19 protein-coding genes are annotated in these 19,896 nt (G+C 47.9%); 7 read left to right on the forward strand and 12 right to left on the reverse strand.

What is annotated here, in order from left to right; genetic code table 11:
* Positions 1 to 13: 13 nt before the first annotated feature.
* From ACZ5Q7_RS02415 to ACZ5Q7_RS02440, 6 genes are all read right to left on the reverse strand, one after another.
* Entirely contained in the window at positions 14 to 199 is a 186-nt protein-coding gene (locus ACZ5Q7_RS02415) for a hypothetical protein (RefSeq protein WP_343752137.1), read from the reverse strand.
* Entirely contained in the window at positions 196 to 852 is a 657-nt protein-coding gene (locus ACZ5Q7_RS02420) for a cyclase family protein (RefSeq protein ID WP_343752139.1), read from the reverse strand. Before ACZ5Q7_RS02420 ends, ACZ5Q7_RS02415 begins: the two co-directional genes overlap by 4 nt.
* Positions 853 to 1,019: 167 nt before the next feature.
* Positions 1,020 to 2,012 carry an MBL fold metallo-hydrolase gene (locus ACZ5Q7_RS02425; RefSeq protein WP_464433064.1) on the reverse strand — a complete coding sequence of 331 codons (993 nt, stop codon included), beginning with the start codon at positions 2,010 to 2,012 and terminating at the stop codon, positions 1,020 to 1,022.
* Positions 2,013 to 2,095: 83 nt separating this feature from the next.
* Positions 2,096 to 3,391 carry a TRAP transporter large permease gene (locus tag ACZ5Q7_RS02430; protein ID WP_343752141.1) on the reverse strand — a complete coding sequence of 432 codons (1,296 nt, stop codon included), beginning with the start codon at positions 3,389 to 3,391 and terminating at the stop codon, positions 2,096 to 2,098.
* Positions 3,392 to 3,403: 12 nt separating this feature from the next.
* Complete coding sequence (locus tag ACZ5Q7_RS02435) at positions 3,404 to 3,910, reverse strand: TRAP transporter small permease (protein WP_343752143.1); 507 nt, start codon at positions 3,908 to 3,910, stop codon at positions 3,404 to 3,406.
* Between the two features lie 72 nt (positions 3,911 to 3,982).
* Positions 3,983 to 5,071 carry a TRAP transporter substrate-binding protein gene (locus tag ACZ5Q7_RS02440; RefSeq protein ID WP_343752145.1) on the reverse strand — a complete coding sequence of 363 codons (1,089 nt, stop codon included), beginning with the start codon at positions 5,069 to 5,071 and terminating at the stop codon, positions 3,983 to 3,985.
* A gap of 388 nt (positions 5,072 to 5,459) precedes the next feature.
* On the opposite strand from ACZ5Q7_RS02440, the gene ACZ5Q7_RS02445 reads away from it, so the two are divergent.
* A complete protein-coding gene (locus tag ACZ5Q7_RS02445) occupies positions 5,460 to 6,179 on the forward strand; it encodes a haloacid dehalogenase type II (protein WP_343752170.1) in 720 nt (239 codons plus the stop codon).
* 383 nt (positions 6,180 to 6,562) lie between these two features.
* Here the strand turns inward: ACZ5Q7_RS02445 and gltS are convergent, their stop codons facing one another.
* Both gltS and hutG read right to left on the reverse strand, forming a co-directional pair.
* Positions 6,563 to 7,759: a sodium/glutamate symporter gene (gltS, locus tag ACZ5Q7_RS02450; protein WP_343752147.1), complete on the reverse strand. Its 1,197-nt coding sequence runs from the start codon at positions 7,757 to 7,759 to the stop codon at positions 6,563 to 6,565.
* 15 nt (positions 7,760 to 7,774) lie between these two features.
* Entirely contained in the window at positions 7,775 to 8,734 is a 960-nt protein-coding gene (gene hutG / locus ACZ5Q7_RS02455; RefSeq protein ID WP_343752149.1) for a formimidoylglutamase, read from the reverse strand.
* A 124-nt stretch (positions 8,735 to 8,858) separates the two neighbouring features.
* On the opposite strand from hutG, the gene ACZ5Q7_RS02460 reads away from it, so the two are divergent.
* The 3 genes from ACZ5Q7_RS02460 to ACZ5Q7_RS02470 all read left to right on the forward strand — a co-directional run bounded on the left by ACZ5Q7_RS02460 (position 8,859) and on the right by ACZ5Q7_RS02470 (position 11,195).
* Positions 8,859 to 9,737, forward strand: a complete 879-nt coding sequence (locus tag ACZ5Q7_RS02460; RefSeq protein WP_343752151.1) for a LysR family transcriptional regulator — start codon at positions 8,859 to 8,861, stop codon at positions 9,735 to 9,737.
* A gap of 614 nt (positions 9,738 to 10,351) precedes the next feature.
* Positions 10,352 to 10,807, forward strand: coding sequence for a LytTR family DNA-binding domain-containing protein (locus tag ACZ5Q7_RS02465; protein ID WP_343752152.1), 456 nt, complete (start codon positions 10,352 to 10,354; stop codon positions 10,805 to 10,807).
* The gene (locus tag ACZ5Q7_RS02470) at positions 10,794 to 11,195 is read left to right on the forward strand and encodes a DUF3021 domain-containing protein (protein WP_464433066.1); all 402 of its coding nucleotides are present in this window, start codon (positions 10,794 to 10,796) and stop codon (positions 11,193 to 11,195) included. The genes ACZ5Q7_RS02465 and ACZ5Q7_RS02470 overlap by 14 nt, the downstream gene beginning before the upstream one ends.
* Before the next feature lie 699 nt (positions 11,196 to 11,894).
* Here ACZ5Q7_RS02470 and ACZ5Q7_RS02475 read toward each other — a convergent pair.
* Positions 11,895 to 12,107: a DUF2922 domain-containing protein gene (locus ACZ5Q7_RS02475; RefSeq protein ID WP_343752155.1), complete on the reverse strand. Its 213-nt coding sequence runs from the start codon at positions 12,105 to 12,107 to the stop codon at positions 11,895 to 11,897.
* A 26-nt stretch (positions 12,108 to 12,133) separates the two neighbouring features.
* Complete coding sequence (locus ACZ5Q7_RS02480; protein ID WP_343752156.1) at positions 12,134 to 12,358, reverse strand: DUF1659 domain-containing protein; 225 nt, start codon at positions 12,356 to 12,358, stop codon at positions 12,134 to 12,136.
* A gap of 216 nt (positions 12,359 to 12,574) precedes the next feature.
* Between ACZ5Q7_RS02480 and ACZ5Q7_RS02485 the strand changes: the two genes are divergently transcribed.
* The 3 genes from ACZ5Q7_RS02485 (at position 12,575) to ACZ5Q7_RS02495 (ending at position 15,274) form a co-directional block, all read left to right on the forward strand.
* Entirely contained in the window at positions 12,575 to 13,606 is a 1,032-nt protein-coding gene (locus ACZ5Q7_RS02485; RefSeq protein ID WP_343752157.1) for an LCP family protein, read from the forward strand.
* A gap of 34 nt (positions 13,607 to 13,640) precedes the next feature.
* Positions 13,641 to 14,033, forward strand: coding sequence for a glycerol-3-phosphate cytidylyltransferase (tagD, locus tag ACZ5Q7_RS02490; protein ID WP_343752158.1), 393 nt, complete (start codon positions 13,641 to 13,643; stop codon positions 14,031 to 14,033).
* Positions 14,034 to 14,218: 185 nt separating this feature from the next.
* Positions 14,219 to 15,274 carry an LCP family protein gene (locus ACZ5Q7_RS02495; RefSeq protein ID WP_343752159.1) on the forward strand — a complete coding sequence of 352 codons (1,056 nt, stop codon included), beginning with the start codon at positions 14,219 to 14,221 and terminating at the stop codon, positions 15,272 to 15,274.
* Positions 15,275 to 16,032: 758 nt separating this feature from the next.
* On the opposite strand, the gene murJ is transcribed toward ACZ5Q7_RS02495, so the two are convergent.
* On the reverse strand, positions 16,033 to 17,505 hold the full coding sequence (gene murJ, locus ACZ5Q7_RS02500) for a murein biosynthesis integral membrane protein MurJ (protein ID WP_343752161.1): 1,473 nt from the start codon (positions 17,503 to 17,505) through the stop codon (positions 16,033 to 16,035).
* A complete protein-coding gene (locus ACZ5Q7_RS02505; RefSeq protein ID WP_343752162.1) occupies positions 17,502 to 19,751 on the reverse strand; it encodes a glycosyltransferase in 2,250 nt (749 codons plus the stop codon). Before ACZ5Q7_RS02505 ends, murJ begins: the two co-directional genes overlap by 4 nt.
* Positions 19,752 to 19,896 lie beyond the last annotated feature (145 nt).

A 19,896-nucleotide genomic window follows, 5' to 3' on the forward strand; every position in this document is an offset into this window, starting at 1 on the left:
TTCTAACAAACAGCTATCTGGGCGAACAGCTGTTTAGAATCATTCCGTGTTCCCGATCGTTTTGGGCCCAGCTCCCGATCGATTCCGCCTCGCTCTCGATCGATTTGGCAGCCGATATCCCATTAATCGTTATGCTACTTCGCCCGGCATGATGCGTATCGTTTCGGTTTTTGTCTCTTGCCGCTCCGAAACGTCTCAACGACACGATCCTTCCATGGCAACCGCGCGGACGGGTGAGCCATCGCCACCTGGCAGTTTCAGCGGCAACACCGAAATCATCGGGTTGGCAACATCAACGTGCTCCAGGTTGGTCAGATTTTCAATCAGGACGCCTTCGCGCCCCAGTATTTCATCATGGACGGAAAAATCGTCGCTCCCGGTTTGATCCGGATTCAACGCATCGATTCCGATCACGCGGACGCCTTGATCCCGCAGTGCCCGTGCTGTGTCGCGATGGATATAAGGATGGCGCTCATACTTGTCCGTACCGGCGTATTGCGCCCATCCGGTATGAAACAGCGCGATGTCGCCGGGTTTGGCCTTTTCGATATAGGCTTGTGTATCAGCGAGCGTGATCGGCTCTCGTTCGTTTTTCCCCTGTACAGGGATAATCAAACCGGATCCGATGAACAAATGCAGATCGAGCTGATCCATGCGGGCCCCATCCTTGAAAAAGTGGTACGGTGCATCCACATGCGTGCCCGTGTGGGAAGCGATATGGAGATGGTGCACACTGCAGCCATCCTCGTCCAGTGTCGCCGCCGGGTAAATGTGCGGTGTTGGGTCGCCGGGGAAAACGGGCGTTTGATTGGTCAAATCCATGGTTAAGTCAATAATGCGGTTGGGTTGCACATGTCTTACCTCCTTTTGAATGTGGTGGACGGAAACGAGGGGGCACATCCTCTTGATCAAACGTTTGATTAAGTCAACTAAGCGCCAGTCTGACAACAATCCGTGCCATTTGTTCAATATATTTCATGCATCGCTAAAACCCTATTCATAACAGCCAAAACGATGGTTCATGACAGTGAATAAACCCATTCTGCATCGACTTTTCGTTTGGTGACGCGCTGATGCGTTTCCAACCTGTCCAAGTGTCCGGCGATTTCCGAGATCACGAGTGAAAATTCCCGGTCATAAGCTTTTTCATAAAACGCCCGGGCCAGCGTATCGGCCGTACATGGTTGTCGTTTGCCAATCAACGTCCGGATTTTTTCGGATTTTCTGTCTATACCACGCAACCGTCTTTCGATTAAGGCGATCGGGTTTTCCACAACGCCGCCATGACCGGTATAAGCTGTTTGCAGCGCATAGTCGGTGCATTTTTTCAAGGAATGCTCATACTCCAGCAATGCATGCTGTTTATTGCCTGCTGTATCGGGTTCCATCATGGCGTTGCTGGATATGTGACCCAATATGTGATCGCCTGCAAACACATCGCCGCTTTCCCGGTGACATAAGACGATATGGTCCGGCCAATGCCCAGGGGTTTCGATCACTTCAAACCCATCGATCACATCTCCCTCTTGCAGCGGGGAGATATCAGTGTTTAAGGCTTGGGATTCCTTTTCATTCGCTCGTTGCCTCAGGAGGGCCACGTGCTCTCTTCCCCGTTCCCGGCATCCCATTTCTTCATAAAATTGGTCAAAAAAGGCCAGCCGATGATGCAAATAGGCCCATTCCCTGTTCAACCGAGGGGCGGCATTTTTATGGGCATAAACGGGGATGTCGTGTTCACTTAATAAATGATGAACGATGCCTGTGTGATCGTCATGACTATGCGTTAAAATAATTTTATCAATATCTGCCGCTTCAAAGCCATTAGCGTTCATAACCTGATTGAAATGGGCCCAACATGATTTCGAGTTCAAGCCCGCGTCGATTAATATCAATGCCCCGTCGCTTTCAACCACATAAAAATTGAACGATTGCAGGATGGTGGATGTGGGAACGATGACCGGGTGTATCCTTGGTCCTTGATGGGTCATGGCTATCAACAGTCCTTCTTCCATGGATTTGAATTATTTTCATGTGCCCTACTAATACCAGTATAGTAGAAATGATGGTTCCCTTCCACTTTCCTGCAATGGGTCTTTTATCCATGCTCCCCTGTTCCGCCGATCACGTCGGGCAGGAACATAATTAACGGGTCGGCAAATGTAAAGATAAATAATAATAGAATAAGCGTAATGGTAAACGGTAACGTTGATTTGGCCACTTTTTCGAGTGACAGTCCGCTGATGGCACTTGCCACGTTCAAATTATCGCCCACAGGTGGTGTCAAGAAGCCAATCTCCGCTGCTAAAATCATGACGATACCGAAATGGACAGGATGCATGCCGAGTTCCGTTACAACCGGCAGTAAGATCGGTGCCAATAGAATAATAGCCGCTATGGTTTCCATAAACATGCCGATGAATACGAGAAGCAGAACAATAACGCTGAGGATCACCCACGACCCGACCGGCAAGGACACAAGAAATTCCGCTATTTTGGCCGGAATGCGCTCAATCGTGAGAATCCGCCCATACGTGGAGGCAGTCGCAATAATAATCAGGATAATACCGGAAATGAGCGTCGTTCGTTTAAATATATCAATCGTATCTGTCCATTTAATTTCTCGGTAAAATAAACTCAAAATGGCGCTGTACGCCACCGCCACGCCTGCCGCTTCGGTCGGTGTGAAAACGCCTCCATAAATACCGCCGAGAACAACCATCGGCATGATCAACGTCCATTTGGCGTTATTTAAGTAGGTCCATCGGTCGCGCCACGTTACATGTGTCGCTGCCCCGCCATAGTGATTCTTTTTCGAAATGCCATAACTGATCACCCAAAGAGCGATCGCAATCAATAGTCCGGGAACAACACCCGCAATAAACAAATCACCAATGGACGTATTCGTCGTAATGCCGTAGATGATTAACGGGATGCTTGGCGGGATAATAATGCCAAGCGTGCCGGCCGATGCTACAATACCTGCGCTGAAGCCTTTCTCATAATGTTCGTTCACCATGGCGGGCACCATAATGCCCCCAATCGCCGCTACCGTTGCAGGACCGGAGCCGCTTAAGGCAGCGAACACCGTACATGAAAGAATGGTCACACCAGCAAGGCCGCCAACATGATGGCCGACAAATGATTTCGCTAAATCAATCAAACGTCGGGACAGACCGCCATACTCCATAATGATCCCCGCAAATATAAATAATGGCACGGCCATCAAGGCGTAATTATCAACGGTGGTAAACATTCCCTGCGCTATAAAATTAAGAGGGATTTTGTCCGTTGCCACTAACGTCAATACCGATGACAGACCAAGCGCAAATGCCACAGGGACGCTTAAAACCATAAACAAAATAAAACTACCAAATAAAACGAGTGTAGCCACGACATCTCCCCCCTACTTCCTGTTATTTAACGCGACTGTTTTTAGCGCATTCACATCCCGGATAATATGCTGAACAACCCGGAACGTCATTAAAAATGAACCAATGGGAATGCCTATATAGACCATGTACATAGGTAATTGATTCGCCGGTGACACTTGCCCGGTATGGTATTGATTAAGTACCAATTGAATGCTGAAATAATCCAAAAAGATCAAAAAACTGATCCAAATGATTAACGCCAGAATCTTTAACAGTTGACTGAACATGGGTGAGGCTTTGTGGAGCAATGTGACTAAAAAACTGAATTTAACGTGGCGCTGATAACGCACCGCATACGCAGCGCTCGTATAAATAAACCAGACAAACGCGTACCTGGATAATTCCTCCGACCATATCAAAGATTCGTTAAACACGTACCGCATGATAACTTGTACGATACATAATAAGGAAAAGAAAACCAATAACGCCGCCGATAAATAAGTTTCGATATGGTCATCCAGGTGTTTATAAAGTTTCATGTCGGTCACCTCCCACCAATGGAAAACAACGCACCCAAGTTACGAAAGGCATCCTTGGGTGCGACATCGTTTTTATTGTATCGCGTTCAATATCTTGTCATTGCCTGCTGCCTCAAGCAGGTCAATGAGTGTGTCCTTATTCACCTCATCCGCATATTCTTTATAAAATGGAAGGGTTGCATCGATCCAAGCTTGGCGTTCCTCGTCTGATAACTCTCTGATCTTTGTCCCTTCGTCTTTCAATTTCGTGCGCAGCTCTTCATCCAGATCGCTGTTCAAGTCTCGTAAATGCGCAATCGCTTCATCCAATGACGACTGAATGATGTCCTGATCCTTTTCGGAAAGGCTGTTAAAAAACTCTTGGTTGACAATGACAATCTCCGGGTCAAAAATATGCTTGGTTAACGTGATATATGGTGCCGGTTCATAAAAATTACTCGTATACGTTAATTGAAGCGGATTTTCCTGAGCATCCACGACACCTTGGGACAACCCGTTAAACACTTCGGTGAAGGCCATTGGCGTCGGGTTGGCACCCAACTCTTCCCAAAATGCAATATGCATGGGCACTTCCATGGTACGCAGCTTCTTTCCTTCCATTTCTTCCGGCTTAACCACCTGCTCTTCCGTTGTGTTCAAATGGCGCCACCCGTTTTCACTGTAACCGAGTCCCTTGATACCGCTTTCTTCCAAGCCATCCAATAATTGTTGACCGACCTCTCCGTCAAGGACGTCGTATACCGTTTCCCGATCTTTAAAAATAAATGGAAAGTCGAATACTTCCAACGCAGACGAGAAGTTGGCCAATACCCCGACAGATGGGGAAGAAATTTGGATATCGCCAGCCTGTGTACTCTCAACCATTTCCCGTTCGCCGCCCAGTTGCCCATCCGGATAAATTTCCATCGTAATACGGCCGTCGGATTTTTCTTCAACGAGTTCCTTGAATTTCTCATACATATCCTGTTGCGTCGCTTCCGGGGAAACAACGTGCGCCGCTATAATATTGATTTCTTCGCCACCACTGTTGCCATTCCCTTCGCCTTCCGAGCCCCCTGAGCCTTCTGAGCCACCACCGCCAGATGATTCATCACTTCCGCAAGCCGCCAATGCCATCATGAATCCAATGGCTAATAACCCCAACATGTACCGTTTTAACATGTCTCAAACCCCCTTAAATGGAATACCTCATGCCAGAACAAGCGTCGGATCGATGTTCCACACGTCTGGACGCACAGTCAACGTGCGCCGTCTCCTCCCCCCTTTTTTGGTATTAATCGTTCTAAATAGCGTGTATTTGGGATCGACGGTTGCAGAGATGATTGTTCGAACTGTCGATTGTCGACATTATAACGATGACGTATTTTTGCTTCTTATTTGTTGTTAAACTCTATGATTAAAAACGCACGGTTATGCATAAGCACAACCCATTTGCATGGAGGATTTTGCCATTGGGGTGACGGGGGGATCGTTGACATGGGTCATGAAGCCATTCTAAACTGATGGAAAGCTTTTAATCTATGACCAATAAGGAGACGAGACGTCATTGATGACAGAAAAACCGATTCGTGCCGTTTTGTTTGATGTGTTTGGCACCGTTGTGGATTATCGTGAAAGCATTATTCGAGAAGGACACAAGTGGAATAAGCAAAAAGGTGTCACTATCGATTGGCCGTCTCTTGCCGATGATTGGCGCGGTGCCTGTCAACCGACCATCGACCGGATGTTAAATGGGGAAAAGGAATGGAAACCGTTTGATGCATTACACCGTGAAGAATTGAATCGCCTGTCTTCGCGTTATGATTTATCCTGCTTCAGCGAGGACGAATTGAGGGTGCTGAACGACGTGTGGCAGCGCTTGGAGCCGTGGGGAGACAGTGTCACTGGCCTTGAACGCTTAAAGTCTCAGTTTATTATTGCCCCTTTATCGAATGGAAATGTGTCGCTTTTAACCCATATGGCGAAACACGCCGGACTGCCGTGGGATCTCATTTTATCGCCGGAGTTTATCAAAAGCTATAAACCGGATCCGGCCGTGTTTCAAATGGCGTATCATTATTTGGGGTTGGATCCTGACGAAATCGTGATGGCAGCAGCGCACCCGTCTGATCTTCAGGCAGCAGCGGAACAGGGCATGAAAACGGCGTATATTTGCCGACCGCTGGAACACGGGATGAACCAGATAACGGAAACGGTAACGCCGGAAGACGACTGCGATTACATGGCGCGGGATATTGTGGATTTAGCCAACCAGCTCATTGACTCGTAACAACACCCACCAAACGTGCCGCCCACGTCATTAAGCATAAAAGGGGCTGGGACATAACTAAAACGTTAGACACTATATACGAACGATTGTCCAAGTAATTTACTACAATGTTGGGATACGTTTTAACCATCGCTGCGGAAAAATACTTCGCTTTCCGGGGGCGGCTGATGAGCCTCCTCGTGCTTATCGCACTGCGGGGTCTCATCTAGGGCCTTTGCTCCCCCAGGAGTCTGCGTATTTTTCCTCCGCTAATTGAGGCAACCCCCGTTATATAAAGAGAAAAATCCGAACTGATTCAAAATCCATCTCTAGAGTTTTGAATCATAGTTCGGATTTTTATTTGACTAAACGTCTTTTGTCCCAGCCTCTTTTCGTCAACGTTATTAACTAAACATATTAATCGTTGTAATAATGATCGGCATGGCAAATACGTCGATTAGAAACGCGCCGACAATCGGTACGACGAGAAAGGCTTTACGGGACGGACCGAATCGGCTGACGATGGCATCCATATTGGCCATTGCATTGGGCGTGGCGCCGAGTCCGTGTCCGGTAAATCCGCCGACCATCACGGCCGCATCGTAATCTTTTCCGAGCAAGCGGAACAAGACAAATGTGCCGAACAAGCCGATAAATAACACTTGTACCAGGACGATGGCCAATAATGGTAACGCGAGATTGGCGACTTCCCACAATTTAATACTCATGAGCGCCATGGATAAAAAGATGCCCAACGTTATATCGCCAATGAGAGAAATGCTTTTCATCTGAATCAAGTCTTTGTTATACAGATCAATGATATTCCGTACAATCACAGCGATAAACATCGCACTGACATAGTTTGGCAGCGAGAATCCTGTTAATTGCGTGAACAAGTCCCCAGCATACGCCCCAACGGCCATGCATAACGTAATAATAAATAATTGCACCATGACACTTTTCGAGTCCATGCTCTCGTTTTCCGTGTTGTTGATGACCGGATTCTCCATCTGCACTTCGGACTCGTCCGCCTTCAAGTTATGCTTGTTGACCAAATAGCGGACGATGGGACCGCCCATCAACCCGCCGGCGACGAGACCGACCGTTGCCGCAGCCAAACCAACAGATAACGCGGAGTCCACACCCATATCCTTGATCGTATTACCAAACGCGGTAGCGGCACCGTGACCGCCTTCCATCGAAACCGCACCGACGACGACACCAATGAGTGGTTCGATGTTGAGAAGCTTGGCCATGGAAACGCCGATCACACTTTGTACGAGCGCCAAAACACCGCAGGATACCCAGTAAATGACCAACAGCTTCCCGCCTAATTTAATCAAACCAAAACTGGCCCCAAGACCGACCGTTGTGAAAAACGTCAACATGAACAGCCCCTGTAAGGACGTATCCAACGTAATCGTCAACAAACCGGTCCCTTTTAATATCGTTGTGATAATAGCAAAAATGAGTCCACCCACGACGGGGGCCGGGATACAAAAGCGACTTAAAAAGTTGATTTTCGAATTTAAATATTTCCCTACTAAAAAGACGGCAACAGCTAAAAATATCGTCGTAACTTGCGTCAGTTCCAGTTCCATCATGACACCTCTTTTCTACGTTTTTTCTGATGTGTTAATGTGTTTCATCGCATAGGCCAATAAATAAGCCGCCAGTTTAACCGTTTTCCCATTCTCATCCACGTCCGGATTCACTTCCGCTATATCAAAACTGAGCACGTTGCTTTGACCAAGACTGTAACGCAATACGGTCCGCACCACTTTCGGATCCAGTCCGAATGGCGATGGCGCACTGACCCCAGGTGCCGCATTGGCCGCAATGGAATCGGTGCAAAACGTCACGATGACATGATCATAGCTTTCCGCAAAAGCCTGAATCGTTTGAAACGTATCGTTAAAATGATTCGCAGCGACGTCCTCTTGCAGAATATACTGACAATTATAATAATCGGCTGTGTTGAATAACGCTTTCGTATTGCCAAATTCCTGAATCCCAAGGCATAAATACCCGGCATTCGGATCGTTTTCCATTATTTGTTTAAACATCGTTCCGGATGACCGAAATGGCTCATCACGCATGTCAAAATGAGCGTCAATATTAATAATGCCTAACGACTGCTCGGCACCGATAAACTGTCTGGCTCCCAAGTAGTGCCCGTAAAGCGTTTCATGACCTCCCCCGAGAATGACGGGTGTCAATCCGCTTTGATAGATGAGCGGAATGGTCGCGCCGAGTTCTTCCTGCGCGGCTTCCAATTGATCATCAACGCAAGCGACATTACCGGCATCGATTAGCTTGGTATCAGAATCCAGCATGAACGGGAGCGAGGCGAGTGCTTTGCGAAGGTCGTTGGGAGCTTTCCTAGCACCGGTCCGCCCTTTATTACGTTTGACCCCTTCATCGCTTTTAAATCCGATAAAGGTAAAACCGCTTTCAAATGATGGTAATTTATTGACGTCTATTAATTTGATCACTTGATGCATTCGAAACGCGTCGATATGGTGTTGATCATCGATTCGTCCTGTCCAATAGCGACTATCGGCTGATGTATACATTGTGACTCACCTCACTGTCGATTTCTGAAAGTACTGTTTTTATTTTATAACAATGATGTGTATAATTCTAATTGACGTTTTAAATGAATGCATAGACGCCATCTATGGAAAGGAAATCGTTGTCATGGAATTACGGGAGCTGCAATACTTTGTCACCATTGTTGAAAACGCCTCATTTACCATTGCCGCTGAGATGCTGCACATCACCCAACCTACATTAAGCGCGACCATTAAAAAGCTGGAAGACCGAATCAGCCTGCGTTTATTGGATCGGGGGGCACGGGACATTCGCTTGACCAATGAGGGGACGATCGTTTATCAAGAAGCGAAAAAACTGCTGAATCACTACGATCATGTATTGGAGGAGGTCGAGCGATTGCGGGTGCAAGGCCCACCGGAAATAGCTGTCGGTATGATTGAATCGGCCAAATACTGGCTGCCGGACGTTCTGGCCGCATTTAAACAACAGCACCCGGACGTCCACTTGAAAATCTATGACATTCTCAGCATGCATAATGTCGAAAAATCGCTCATGAATTTTGACATCCATTTGGCCGTAACCAATCAGTACCTTGATCATCCGGAGATCCAGGCGGACCCGATCTATGAGGAAGACCTCGTCGCTTTAATCCCGCATACGTTCGATGTGCCAAACGACGACCACGTGACCATTCATGATCTGAAAGACACACCGTTTATCGTTTGCAAAGAGGGCTACCAGACACGTGCGGATATTTTAAACGCCTTCCGCAAAGCTGGCATCAAGCCTGATCTCCAGTTTGAAATCGAACGTTTCGAAACCGCCTGCAGCCTGGTGGAAAAAGGACTGGGGATGACAGTCGTTCCTAAAAATTATGTCACCTATACCGACGAACAGCATTTTTTCATTAAACCCATTAAACATTCCCATCTATCGCGAATGGTATATGTCGCCACCAACAGCAACCGCTACCTGCCGCCCATCGTGCAGGAGCTAATTGCCCAGGTGAAACGGCATTTTTAATAATATATCGTCGGTTCAACGCGAGGGGGCTGGGACAAAACACGTTTAGTCAAAGAAAAATCCGAACTATTATTCACAAATAATCTGAATCAGTTCGGATTTTTCTCTTTATATAACAGGTTTTTGCCTCAATGAGCGGAGGAAAAATACGTAGACTCCTGGGGAGCAAAGGCCTTAGATGAGACCCCGGAGTGCGGTAGCACAAAGCAAAGCTTCCATGAGTAGGCTTCGACCTGCGAGGAGCGTAGGCTTCGGCGAATAAGCTTGAAACGCGACGAGCACGAGGAGGCTCATCAGCCGCCCCCGGCAAAGAAGACACTGTGAAAGCGACCAAAGGAAGCTTGAACAGATGTCGCACTTGTGCCTGGTAAGGTGAAAGCGAAGTATTTTTCCGCAGCGATGGCTAAATGTATCCCAATATTATTCTAAAGTATCTGGACAATCGTTCGTATTTAGTGTGTCTAACGTTTTATTTATGACCTAGCCCCTTCGTTGTAAAAAGGTTTTCATGCACGGCTGGCTGCATGTTGTACCAAGCTGTTGACGTCTTATGCAAACCCGCTAGCCGAACAAGCGGTCATCTATCATAATGGAAACAAATCGGGGGTGATACGGTGAAGATTCACATTGACATTGATGAAACCCATGAGGAAACATCAGTCACGATTCATGCCAACGAATGGAGTGACGACTTACATGCGCTGGTAAAGACATTGAAAAACACAGACCCTGGCCGCCTTGTTGGAACGGACGGCGAGCAATCCGTCCTTATCGACCCGTTGGACATCGATTATGTATTCGCACAAAAACGAAACGTATTCGCCGTGATGGGAAAACAGCGTATTAAACTGACCATGAAATTGTATGAAGCGGAAGAATGGCTTCAACCACACAACTTTCTGCGCTTTTCAAAATCCGTGATCGGCAACATCAATCACATACAGCGATTTGAGCTCGCATTCAACGGCAATTTGTGTGTGTATTTTAAATCCGGCAACAAGGAGTATGTCTCACGCAACTATGTATCCGCGTTAAAAAAGCGGATTATGATGGGAGATGATGACGATTAATATTCTATCAAAAGTAATGATTGGCTTCGGATTCGGCGGTATTTACATCTTTATTTACATGACCATCCTGCAACTAGCGGGGGCCCTGCCCAGTTCCGAATTATGGTGGGCAACGCTGGCTTGCCTGTTAATCGGCCTCTACTTCGGCCTGTCGTCGCTTATTTATGACAATGACGATTGGAGCTTGCTCAAACGAACGGTTACTCATTTTTTCTTATCGCTGGTGGTCTTTTACACGATTGCGCTCAGCACCGGTTGGATTCCGCTGATGACTGGGGCCGTACTGTTGAGCCTCATCATATTTGTCGTCATCTACGCCGGCATGTGGCTTGGTCATATGTTGTATTATAAAAAAGTGATTGACGACATGAACAACCGGATTAACTAACCCCTGATGCTGGACTGTCAAGTCATTGCCATTGTGGCGCAGAATACCATGACAATGGAGGGGGCTCGTTTTCCCAATGCTTTGCCGCCAACGTCAATCATACGGTTGTAACGGCGAAAGGTGAATTGTCCGGCTTGATGACTTATCAGCACCCCTTTGCCATGCCATCCCGCAGCAAAGGGGTTTTTTGGATAACATGATAGTGACCATTTCTATGATGGTATCTTCTCAAAAATATCATGCACTGTGAAACGTGCTTTTTAAACGCTGATCCACAACAAACGTCGAAAGAACGCTTAACCTTTGATACCGTGTCGCATTTTTATTGCCCGGGAAATATTTTAGGGGAATATGTCATGTTATTGCACGTATTTTTGAGCGAGGACTGCTGAAATCAATAGATGAGCGGGGAAACGGATTCGAATGGCGCGAGATCGGGCACTTATCGCGTACGTTTGGCCTTAAACTGCGCGAGGTTCGGTCGATACTGCGCGAGTTTTGGCTGTTACCGCGCGACCCTCTCCACGAACGGCGCGACCTCAACCGATTATTGCGCGACTCGCACCCTGAACCGCGCGACCTTCTTGATCACTGCGCGAGTTTTGTACCGAATTGCGCGACCCACACAATAAACCGCGCGACCGCCCCCTCGAACGGCACACCAAAAACAGACCAGCGCCGCGACGCTGGTCTGTTTCGTTATAGTTCGATATCCTGCACGTTTCGTTCGACGATGCGTGCTTCCTTGATCGAAACGACGTCGCCGCCGGATGATGTGAACGCATTTTGGGCGATAATTTCGTCCATGGCTGCTTTGATCGCAACGGGGTCAGCGGGTTCGACCGGTTTTTCCAATGAATACGTAACGGTCCTGCCGTCCTGATTTAAAAATTTCAATTCAAGTTTTTTCATCGTTCTATCCCCTTTCTAATGGTATGTTACTCCTGTGTGATGTCGAAACTGTCATTACGTTCGACATTCATGAGCGGGCGTTGCTGCAATGGTGTAACAGCGTTTGCGATGGTGTAAAGCTGATCCGTTGTCGCATCGGTCTTGACGTTGTTGAAGCCTTTCGTTTTGTGCAGCTGCTTGCCGGATACATCATCCACCCCATCGTCAAGAATGAGACGCATGCGCGAATCCATTTTTTGGGCTACGGCCATGGCGAGCACCTCCTTTCACCCTTACAATCGATTGGCAAGCGAGAAAGGTGCCGCCAAATCATGTATTTTTTCCTCCATCATACGACACATTTTTTCGACATCCTTCGATGATAGGAAACCGATTCATTTTCAATTCGTTTAACAAAAGCGTTTTACGAACAGGCTTATTCATAGTAAAATAACGTTAAGGTTTTGTTTAATGGAAGGATTGGTTGGATGGCACATCGTCGCCATAAAAAAAGAAAATTAAACAAAAAACGCATTTTTCTGGTTTTGCTTATCCCGATTATCATTATTGCGTCAGCGACGATTGCTTATGGTATGCATCTGATGAATAAAGCGGAAAATACGGTGGATGATTCATATCAATCAGTTGATCGTGACAATCAACAGTCCTCTCTTCGCCATGAAACGGTTAATCCCATAGAGGATAATGTATCCATTCTGATCATTGGCGTGGATAACAGCGATAAGCGTGACTATGAGTATGGCCGGTCAGATGCGTTGATGTTGGCAACATTCAATAAGGATAAACAAAATGTAAAGCTCGTAAGCATTCCACGTGACACGTATACGTATATCCCGGAAGTTGGCTACAATACCAAAATCAACCACGCTCATGCGTATGGCGGCCCGAGCGCTACGTTGGAAACGGTGGAAAATTTCATGAATGTGCCGGTTGATTACTACGTCCAAGTGAATTTCAATGCCTTTATCGAAACGGTCAATTCCCTTGGAGGCATTCCGTATGATGTACCATTTGAAATGTACGAAATGAATTCGGATGATGAAGACAGATCCATCCACCTGCTGCCTGGTGAACAGGAGCTCAATGGTGAAGAAGCGCTCGCCCTGGCACGGTCCCGCAAATATGATAATGACATCAAACGCGGCGGACGCCAGCGCGACATCATCAAAACCATTGTCGATCAAGCAACGTCGGTGTCGTCAATCACGAAAATCGGGAATCTCATCGACTCCATCGGGAACAATATGAAAACAAACATTTCGTTCAATGAGATGAAGTCTTTTGCCAAATACGGCCTGAATCAAGAGTTGACTATGGAATCGATCACGCTGAAAGGCGATGGCGGTTATATGGATGACGGATTATGGTATTATCAGGTTCGTGAATCAAGCAGGGCACACGTAGAGAAGACACTACGCAAGCATCTGGATTTGCCGATACAGCATCAGAAAACAACGGAATTTACGAATAAACATCCGGATGCCGATCCTGCTTTCTAACGAATGTATCTATCATCTTTAAAGGAGACCAATCATGAAAACAGTCATTACTTACGGCACGTTTGACTTGCTCCATCAGGGGCATATCAACCTGCTGCGCCGTGCCCGTATTCTTGGCGATTATCTGATTGTTGGCGTCTCAACGGATGCATTTAATGCGACAAAACATAAACAAGCCTATAACGCTTATGAAAAACGGAAAAACATGCTGCGCGCCCTTCCTTATGTGGGAGACACCATAGCTGAGACGTCGTGGGATCAAAAAATACGAGACATCTCGACCCATCATGTGGACGTTTTCGTGATGGGGGATGACTGGAAAGGGGCGTTTGACGGCCTCCGCGCGTTTTGTGAGGTGGTCTATCTTCCCCGGACAGCAGGCATATCCACAACGACGATGAAACATGACCATTTGAAACGCAAATAAACAACGGCGTGAATAAATGGAGGTTGGACAACATACTATTGGATAACTCTGTCTGAAACGTTTCCCCTTCGTCCATCGTCTATTTATTTACGCGTTTATCACGTTGTAATGATATTGTTATTTTACGGTAGGCGTCTTTCCTAGTACAATAATGAATGGTAATGACCATGAAGGGGAATTTTATTATGGTAGATAAATCAACACAATCACGACTGGAGCGTCGAAATCATAAACGAAAACGCCGCAAATGGATGCTGCTGATCGTCATCCCGCTTTTAGCTGTGTTCCTTGGTGTTTCCAGTTATGCAACATATTTATACGTTAAAGCCGAAAGTGTTTTTTCCAAATCCCATGAAGACGATGGACGGGAAAAATCCGAACTTCGCGACAAAGCTGTCGACCCGAGCGAAGATAATGTATCGATTCTTATTGCCGGGGTCGACGCAAGCGATGTGCGTAACAACGCAAGTAATGCACGGACCGATACATTGATGCTCGCTACTCTTAATAAGGAGAAAAAGAGCGTGCGGCTGTTAAGCATTCCGCGTGATTCGTATGTCTACATCCCGGAAAGAGGATACAAAACAAAAATCAATGCTGCCCACCACTGGGGCGGGATGTCGTCAACCATTGACACTGTGGAAAACCTGATGGACATTCCGGTTGATTACTACGTTAAACTGAACTTCGAAGCGTTTATCGATGTCGTCAACGCTCTCAACGGTATCAAAACCAAGGTACCATATGAACTGTATGAACAGAATTCTAACGATGTCGACGGAGCCATTCACTTGCAACCCGGTGAGCAGCAATTAAACGGTGAGCAAGCACTGGCATTGGCCCGTACTCGTAAACTGGATAACGATATCGAACGAGGTAAACGCCAACAGCAAATTATTAAAGATGTCGTCGATAAAGCAACGTCGATCGGTTCCATTACCAAAATTGACAACGTCATCGAAGCCGTTGGCAGCAATATGGCCACCAACATGACGTTTGACGAAATGAAATCGTTTGTCTCATATGGATTGGAAGGGTCTAACATTGATTTTAAGAAGATGACCCTTCAAGGCAGTGACTGGTGGACGGATAGTGGCTATTATTGGAAAGTGGATAAAACAGCATTGGCGGAAACAAAACAAACGTTGAAAGAGCATATGGAACTGATAGAGAAGACGAAGACGGACAAAACGGCTGCACCAAACACGAACAGCCAATCAGACGCGTCCAGTTCGCCATGATGATCGAAAGTGACTGGGACAAAACGAAATAAATTACTTCTAAATACGAACTATATATTTAAGACGTAGTCGCCGCTACGGAAAAACACTACGCTTTCCGCGGGCGCTGCTGAGCCTCCTCGTGCTTATCGCACTGCGGGGTCTCACCTAGGCTTTTTGATCCCGCAGGAGTCTCCGTGTTTTTCCTACGCTAAACGAAAAATCCGAACTGATTCAGATCATTTGTGAATCATAGTTCGGATTTTTGTTTGGCTAAACGTCTTTTGTCCCAGTTCCTTTTCTGACGTGAGAACGGGACGCAAAACTCATAATCGAAAATCTCGCGCGGCTCAGGGACAACCTCGTGCAATAATCGAAAATCCCGCGCGGCTCAGGGACAAACTCGCGCAGTAATCGAAAATCTCGCGCGGCTCAGGGACAAACTCGCGCAGTAATCGAAAATCTCGCGCGGCTCAGGGACAAACTCGCGCAGTAATCGAAAATCTCGCGCGGCTCAGGGACAAACTCGCGCAGTAATCGAAAATCTCGTGCGGCTCAGGGACAAACTTGCGCAGTAATCGAAGTACTCGCGCGGCTCAGGGACAAGCTCGCGCAGTAATCGAAAATCTCGCGCGGCTCGGGGACAATCTCGCGCAGTAATCGAAAATCTCGCGCGGCTCAGGGACAAACTCGCGCGATAATCGATAAACTCGTGCGGCTCAGAGACCATCTCGCGCAATGTCATGACACGCACGCGTCCCTCCCGCACCATACACCTTTTAGTGTTCCATTTGTTTGTGGTTCAATGCCAGGCCGAGCAGCAGCAGTATTCCTGTTACGGCGCCACCGATGGCCAGCGACAGGAGATGGCTGGGCACGGGGATAAACGTCGTGCTGTAAATCACCGGGGCCGAGACCGCGACAAAACCGGCCAGTTTGCCGATGGTTGTCCAATCGCCGATGACCAAGCCGAGTTTTCGTTTGGCCGCCACCAGCAAAAGCACCATATTGACGATGGATGCGACAACGGTTCCCAAGGCGATCGCCTGTGCACCCAGGTCATCGATCAACAGCGTAATGACGGCTATATTGACGCCAAACACCGACATGACATTCATCACAACGGGCGTGTAGGACTGTTCCCTGGCATAAAAAAATCGGGTTACATACGTATTCAAGGCAAGGGCAAACATACCGAGTGCGAATACTTGCAACAGCGGGTACGTGTCGCGAATGGCATCCGCCTGGAAATGGCCATAGCCAAAAATGAGGCTGATGATCTCTTTGGCATAACTAAAGACAAAAACCGTCGCCGGCAACAACAGTATGCTCAGCATGCGAAACCCTTTTTGATACGCGTTTGTCACTTTCCTTTCGTCTTTTTCACCGACCGCTTTGGCGAGCATGGGATAAATGATCGTCGTGACACTCGTCATTAATACCGCCTGCGGAAATTGCGTCATTTTCGATGCGTAGTTCATCGCTGCAATCACGCCTTCGCTTAAGTCCGCTGCAAAGATGCGCTGAATGATAAAATAAAATTGAATGGTGGCACCGCCGAAAACAATCGGAAGCGCCATTTTAATAAACCGTGTCATCTCCGGCATTTTGACAAGCCGAAAACGAAACGGCATGATCGCTTGTTTCCTTATGTATGCGACGAGGACGATGAGCATCAGAAATGAGCCTAGTAAGGCACCGAGTCCATACGAGTAGGCCGACATAAACGGCGTCAGTCCGAAGCCAACCACAAGAAACACAGCATTAAACAGCAATGTAGACGTCGCAGTCAGCCGGAAGTTGCTGTGCACGTTATGCAAACCACTTAAAGCCATCGCCAGCGCCAGGAAGAAGGCCCCTGGTGCCATCAGGGCAAACAGCTTGCTCGTCAGCTTCATCGCTTCCGGGGACAGCCCGCCAAAAAACAGGTTCATCCAAAACCCCGGCCAAACGACAAACAGAATGGTCAACACGCCCATAAGAAGACCGAGCCCACTTAGCACTGTCTGGGCAAATGTGTGTTTCACCGATTCGGTTGTTTTACTATAAACAGAAATGAACGCTGTCGTAATCGCCCCACCGACAACAATGTACAGAAAATTTGGAATGGTAAAGGCTGTAATAATGCTGTCGGCTTCATAGCCTGTCCCGTATTGGTACCCAATGATAACCTCCCGGGCAAATCCGAGCAACCGGGCGATAACATTGATCAGAGCGACCGTTCCGAGCAGCTTCAAAAACGTGCGTTTCATGAACGGCCACCCTCTTTGGACAGACCGTACAGCGCGATAACATCCTGTATCAATTGGTCCTGGTCGTATACTTTCGCTTTTTCCAGACCATTGGCCATAAGCCGGTCGTACGTCGCCTCATCTGAGAGCACATGGTCGATGGTCGCGGCCAATTCATCCGGATCATGCGGCGCGGCCAACAAGCCGGTGTCGTCTGCGAGCAAGTAGCTCAAACCGCCGACGTCGGTTCCGACAACAGGCAGCCCGCATGCCATAGCTTCCAGCGCCACCAGTCCGAAGCCTTCCATATGGGACGGCAGCACAAACACATCGGCAGCGGCCATCCACTCAGCTATCCGCTCCTGCGGCAAGGCGTCATGGATTCGTATAGCGTCGCGTTTTTTCACCTCTTCGCTTAAGCTCGCAAAATAGGTTGCGTCCTTCGCCTCCCCAATCAGATGAAGCGAGACATGGTTGTGACGATTGCTGACATTATCGTACGCAGCGATTAAGTCATCCAACCCTTTCGCACGAATCAGATTCCCGACAAAAAGGAGAACGGTTTCGTCGGCAGCCAGACCGAGCCGCTGTCGCATCTCCGTCTTGTCCTGGCGGCGAAACACATGTCGATTGACACCCATATTGATAATGGAGATTTTACCGGAATCAATGGAAAAAGCCGTCAGCATCTCTTCCCGCAGCCGCTCACCAACGACGATAATCCGGTCCGATTGCTCGAGTATCTTCTTCGTGAACCATTGGACGATACGGTTTTTTTGGCTCATTTGGTCGATATCCCCACCATGAGACGTGACGATCAATCGTTTGCCGAGCAGTTTTTTATACAACAGCCCGACGAGGCCGGTCGGAAACAGATAGTGCGCGTGCACAGCCTGATAATGCCGCCCCTGTGCCACGAGGTTCCACAAGCTGTGAAGAAGGAAGCCTCCGTACTTTTTCAACAGCAGCCACGTACCTTTGCGCGGGTCGTCAATGGCGATGACATCGGTGTGCAGCCCTTTCGTGCGGAGCAGCTCAACCTGATTTTTGACAAAAATACCGAACGTTTGCGAGTGACCGGACGGGTACATGTTGCTTAACACGAGCAGTCGGTCCCGGTCATCGCGGAATGTCTCCTGCACAAGCGTCATTCCCTTGTCCGACATTTGCTTCATGTCTGCTGCAACCGTTTTAAACCGCTCCTGTGTTGCCGGCCAGTCCTGTTGCATCGTGCGCAACGATGACGCAAAAAACGCATCATCCGTATGAAGCTGGCCAATCGGAATCGTATACTCATCACAGGCAACCATGTCCATGAAGTCCTGCACTTTATGGTGATACGACACAGCTATCACCGGCGTATGCGACACTAGAGCCAGGATCAGCGAATGAAGCCGAGTGCCGATCACCATATCCTGCTCGCCAGCGAAACGGGTGATTTCCTGATGGCTCATGCTGACGTTCTGCATCGTACAATGGTCGCTATAATCCATCCTGCGCCTGATCGCCTCCGCAACTTGCAAATCTTGCGGGTACTTTGTTGCGAAAAAATTAACCGTCGCATCCGGATTTTCAGCGAGCAGCGTATCCAGATTGCGGGCCATTCCCGTCACATAGTCCTCATATTTGGCCATATCTTCTTCCGGCCAGTAGCTGCGATGATGATACGGGACCGCTGTCACCCCGATTTGCATCCCGTCATGGCTACGCTCGGATGCAGCAGGCTGACGGACCTGGAAGGCCGGGTCCCCAATCACATGAATGGCGGATTTGACCCCGATGGACTCGAGCAGTTTCTTCGACTTCGGATCACGGACGGTCACCAGTTTTGCCAAATGGGCCAACGACCGGAGTATGGTCTTTCCGATTTTTGTAAGAATCGGCCCCGCTCCGACGCCATACAGCACCACCGGCGTTCGGGACAATTTGGCGAGCCAGCCATACATACCGAACAGGAAGGCTTCACGGCCGTACAGATCCATAAAAATACCGCCACCGCCGATCAGCAGCAAATCCAGATTGCGGATGATCGAGCGATTTTTATGCATGGTGCCCAGCATCGTCGTTAATGAACTTTTGTTTTTGTAATAAAGTTTTACCGATTGCACCCCATACGTTGCCGCTGTTTGTTCCGGCTGATTGGAAAAGACGATAATCTCTTCCCGGCTGATTTGATGGGTCTCCTCCAGTTGCAATAGAATCCCCTCGAGAATCGCCTCATCACCCTGATTATTATTTCCGTAATTGCCTACAATCCCGATTGCCATCGACGTTCAATCCTTCTTCATCATTTTCACTGGACGTGTTCGACATGTTTCCTTAGTATTATTTTAACACGAATCACACTGGTAAGAAATAAACATTCCCCGTCCGACAAATAACCATGCCAACTGTCCATATTTATGTTATACT

The sequence above is a fragment of the Lentibacillus halophilus genome (genome assembly GCF_055395055.1).

Coding starts and splice junctions, on each gene's coding strand:
- ACZ5Q7_RS02425 (WP_464433064.1), bottom strand. CDS start 2,012: ATGGAAGAAGGACTGTTGATAGCCATGACCCATCAAGGACCAAGGATA.
- ACZ5Q7_RS02435 (WP_343752143.1), bottom strand. CDS start 3,910: ATGAAACTTTATAAACACCTGGATGACCATATCGAAACTTATTTATCG.
- ACZ5Q7_RS02440 (WP_343752145.1), bottom strand. CDS start 5,071: ATGTTAAAACGGTACATGTTGGGGTTATTAGCCATTGGATTCATGATG.
- ACZ5Q7_RS02445 (WP_343752170.1), top strand. CDS start 5,460: ATGACAGAAAAACCGATTCGTGCCGTTTTGTTTGATGTGTTTGGCACC.
- gltS (WP_343752147.1), bottom strand. CDS start 7,759: ATGGAACTGGAACTGACGCAAGTTACGACGATATTTTTAGCTGTTGCC.
- hutG (WP_343752149.1), bottom strand. CDS start 8,734: ATGTATACATCAGCCGATAGTCGCTATTGGACAGGACGAATCGATGAT.
- ACZ5Q7_RS02460 (WP_343752151.1), top strand. CDS start 8,859: ATGGAATTACGGGAGCTGCAATACTTTGTCACCATTGTTGAAAACGCC.
- ACZ5Q7_RS02470 (WP_464433066.1), top strand. CDS start 10,794: ATGATGACGATTAATATTCTATCAAAAGTAATGATTGGCTTCGGATTC.
- ACZ5Q7_RS02475 (WP_343752155.1), bottom strand. CDS start 12,107: ATGAAAAAACTTGAATTGAAATTTTTAAATCAGGACGGCAGGACCGTT.
- ACZ5Q7_RS02480 (WP_343752156.1), bottom strand. CDS start 12,358: ATGGCCGTAGCCCAAAAAATGGATTCGCGCATGCGTCTCATTCTTGAC.
- ACZ5Q7_RS02485 (WP_343752157.1), top strand. CDS start 12,575: ATGGCACATCGTCGCCATAAAAAAAGAAAATTAAACAAAAAACGCATT.
- tagD (WP_343752158.1), top strand. CDS start 13,641: ATGAAAACAGTCATTACTTACGGCACGTTTGACTTGCTCCATCAGGGG.
- ACZ5Q7_RS02495 (WP_343752159.1), top strand. CDS start 14,219: ATGGTAGATAAATCAACACAATCACGACTGGAGCGTCGAAATCATAAA.
- murJ (WP_343752161.1), bottom strand. CDS start 17,505: ATGAAACGCACGTTTTTGAAGCTGCTCGGAACGGTCGCTCTGATCAAT.
- ACZ5Q7_RS02505 (WP_343752162.1), bottom strand. CDS start 19,751: ATGGCAATCGGGATTGTAGGCAATTACGGAAATAATAATCAGGGTGAT.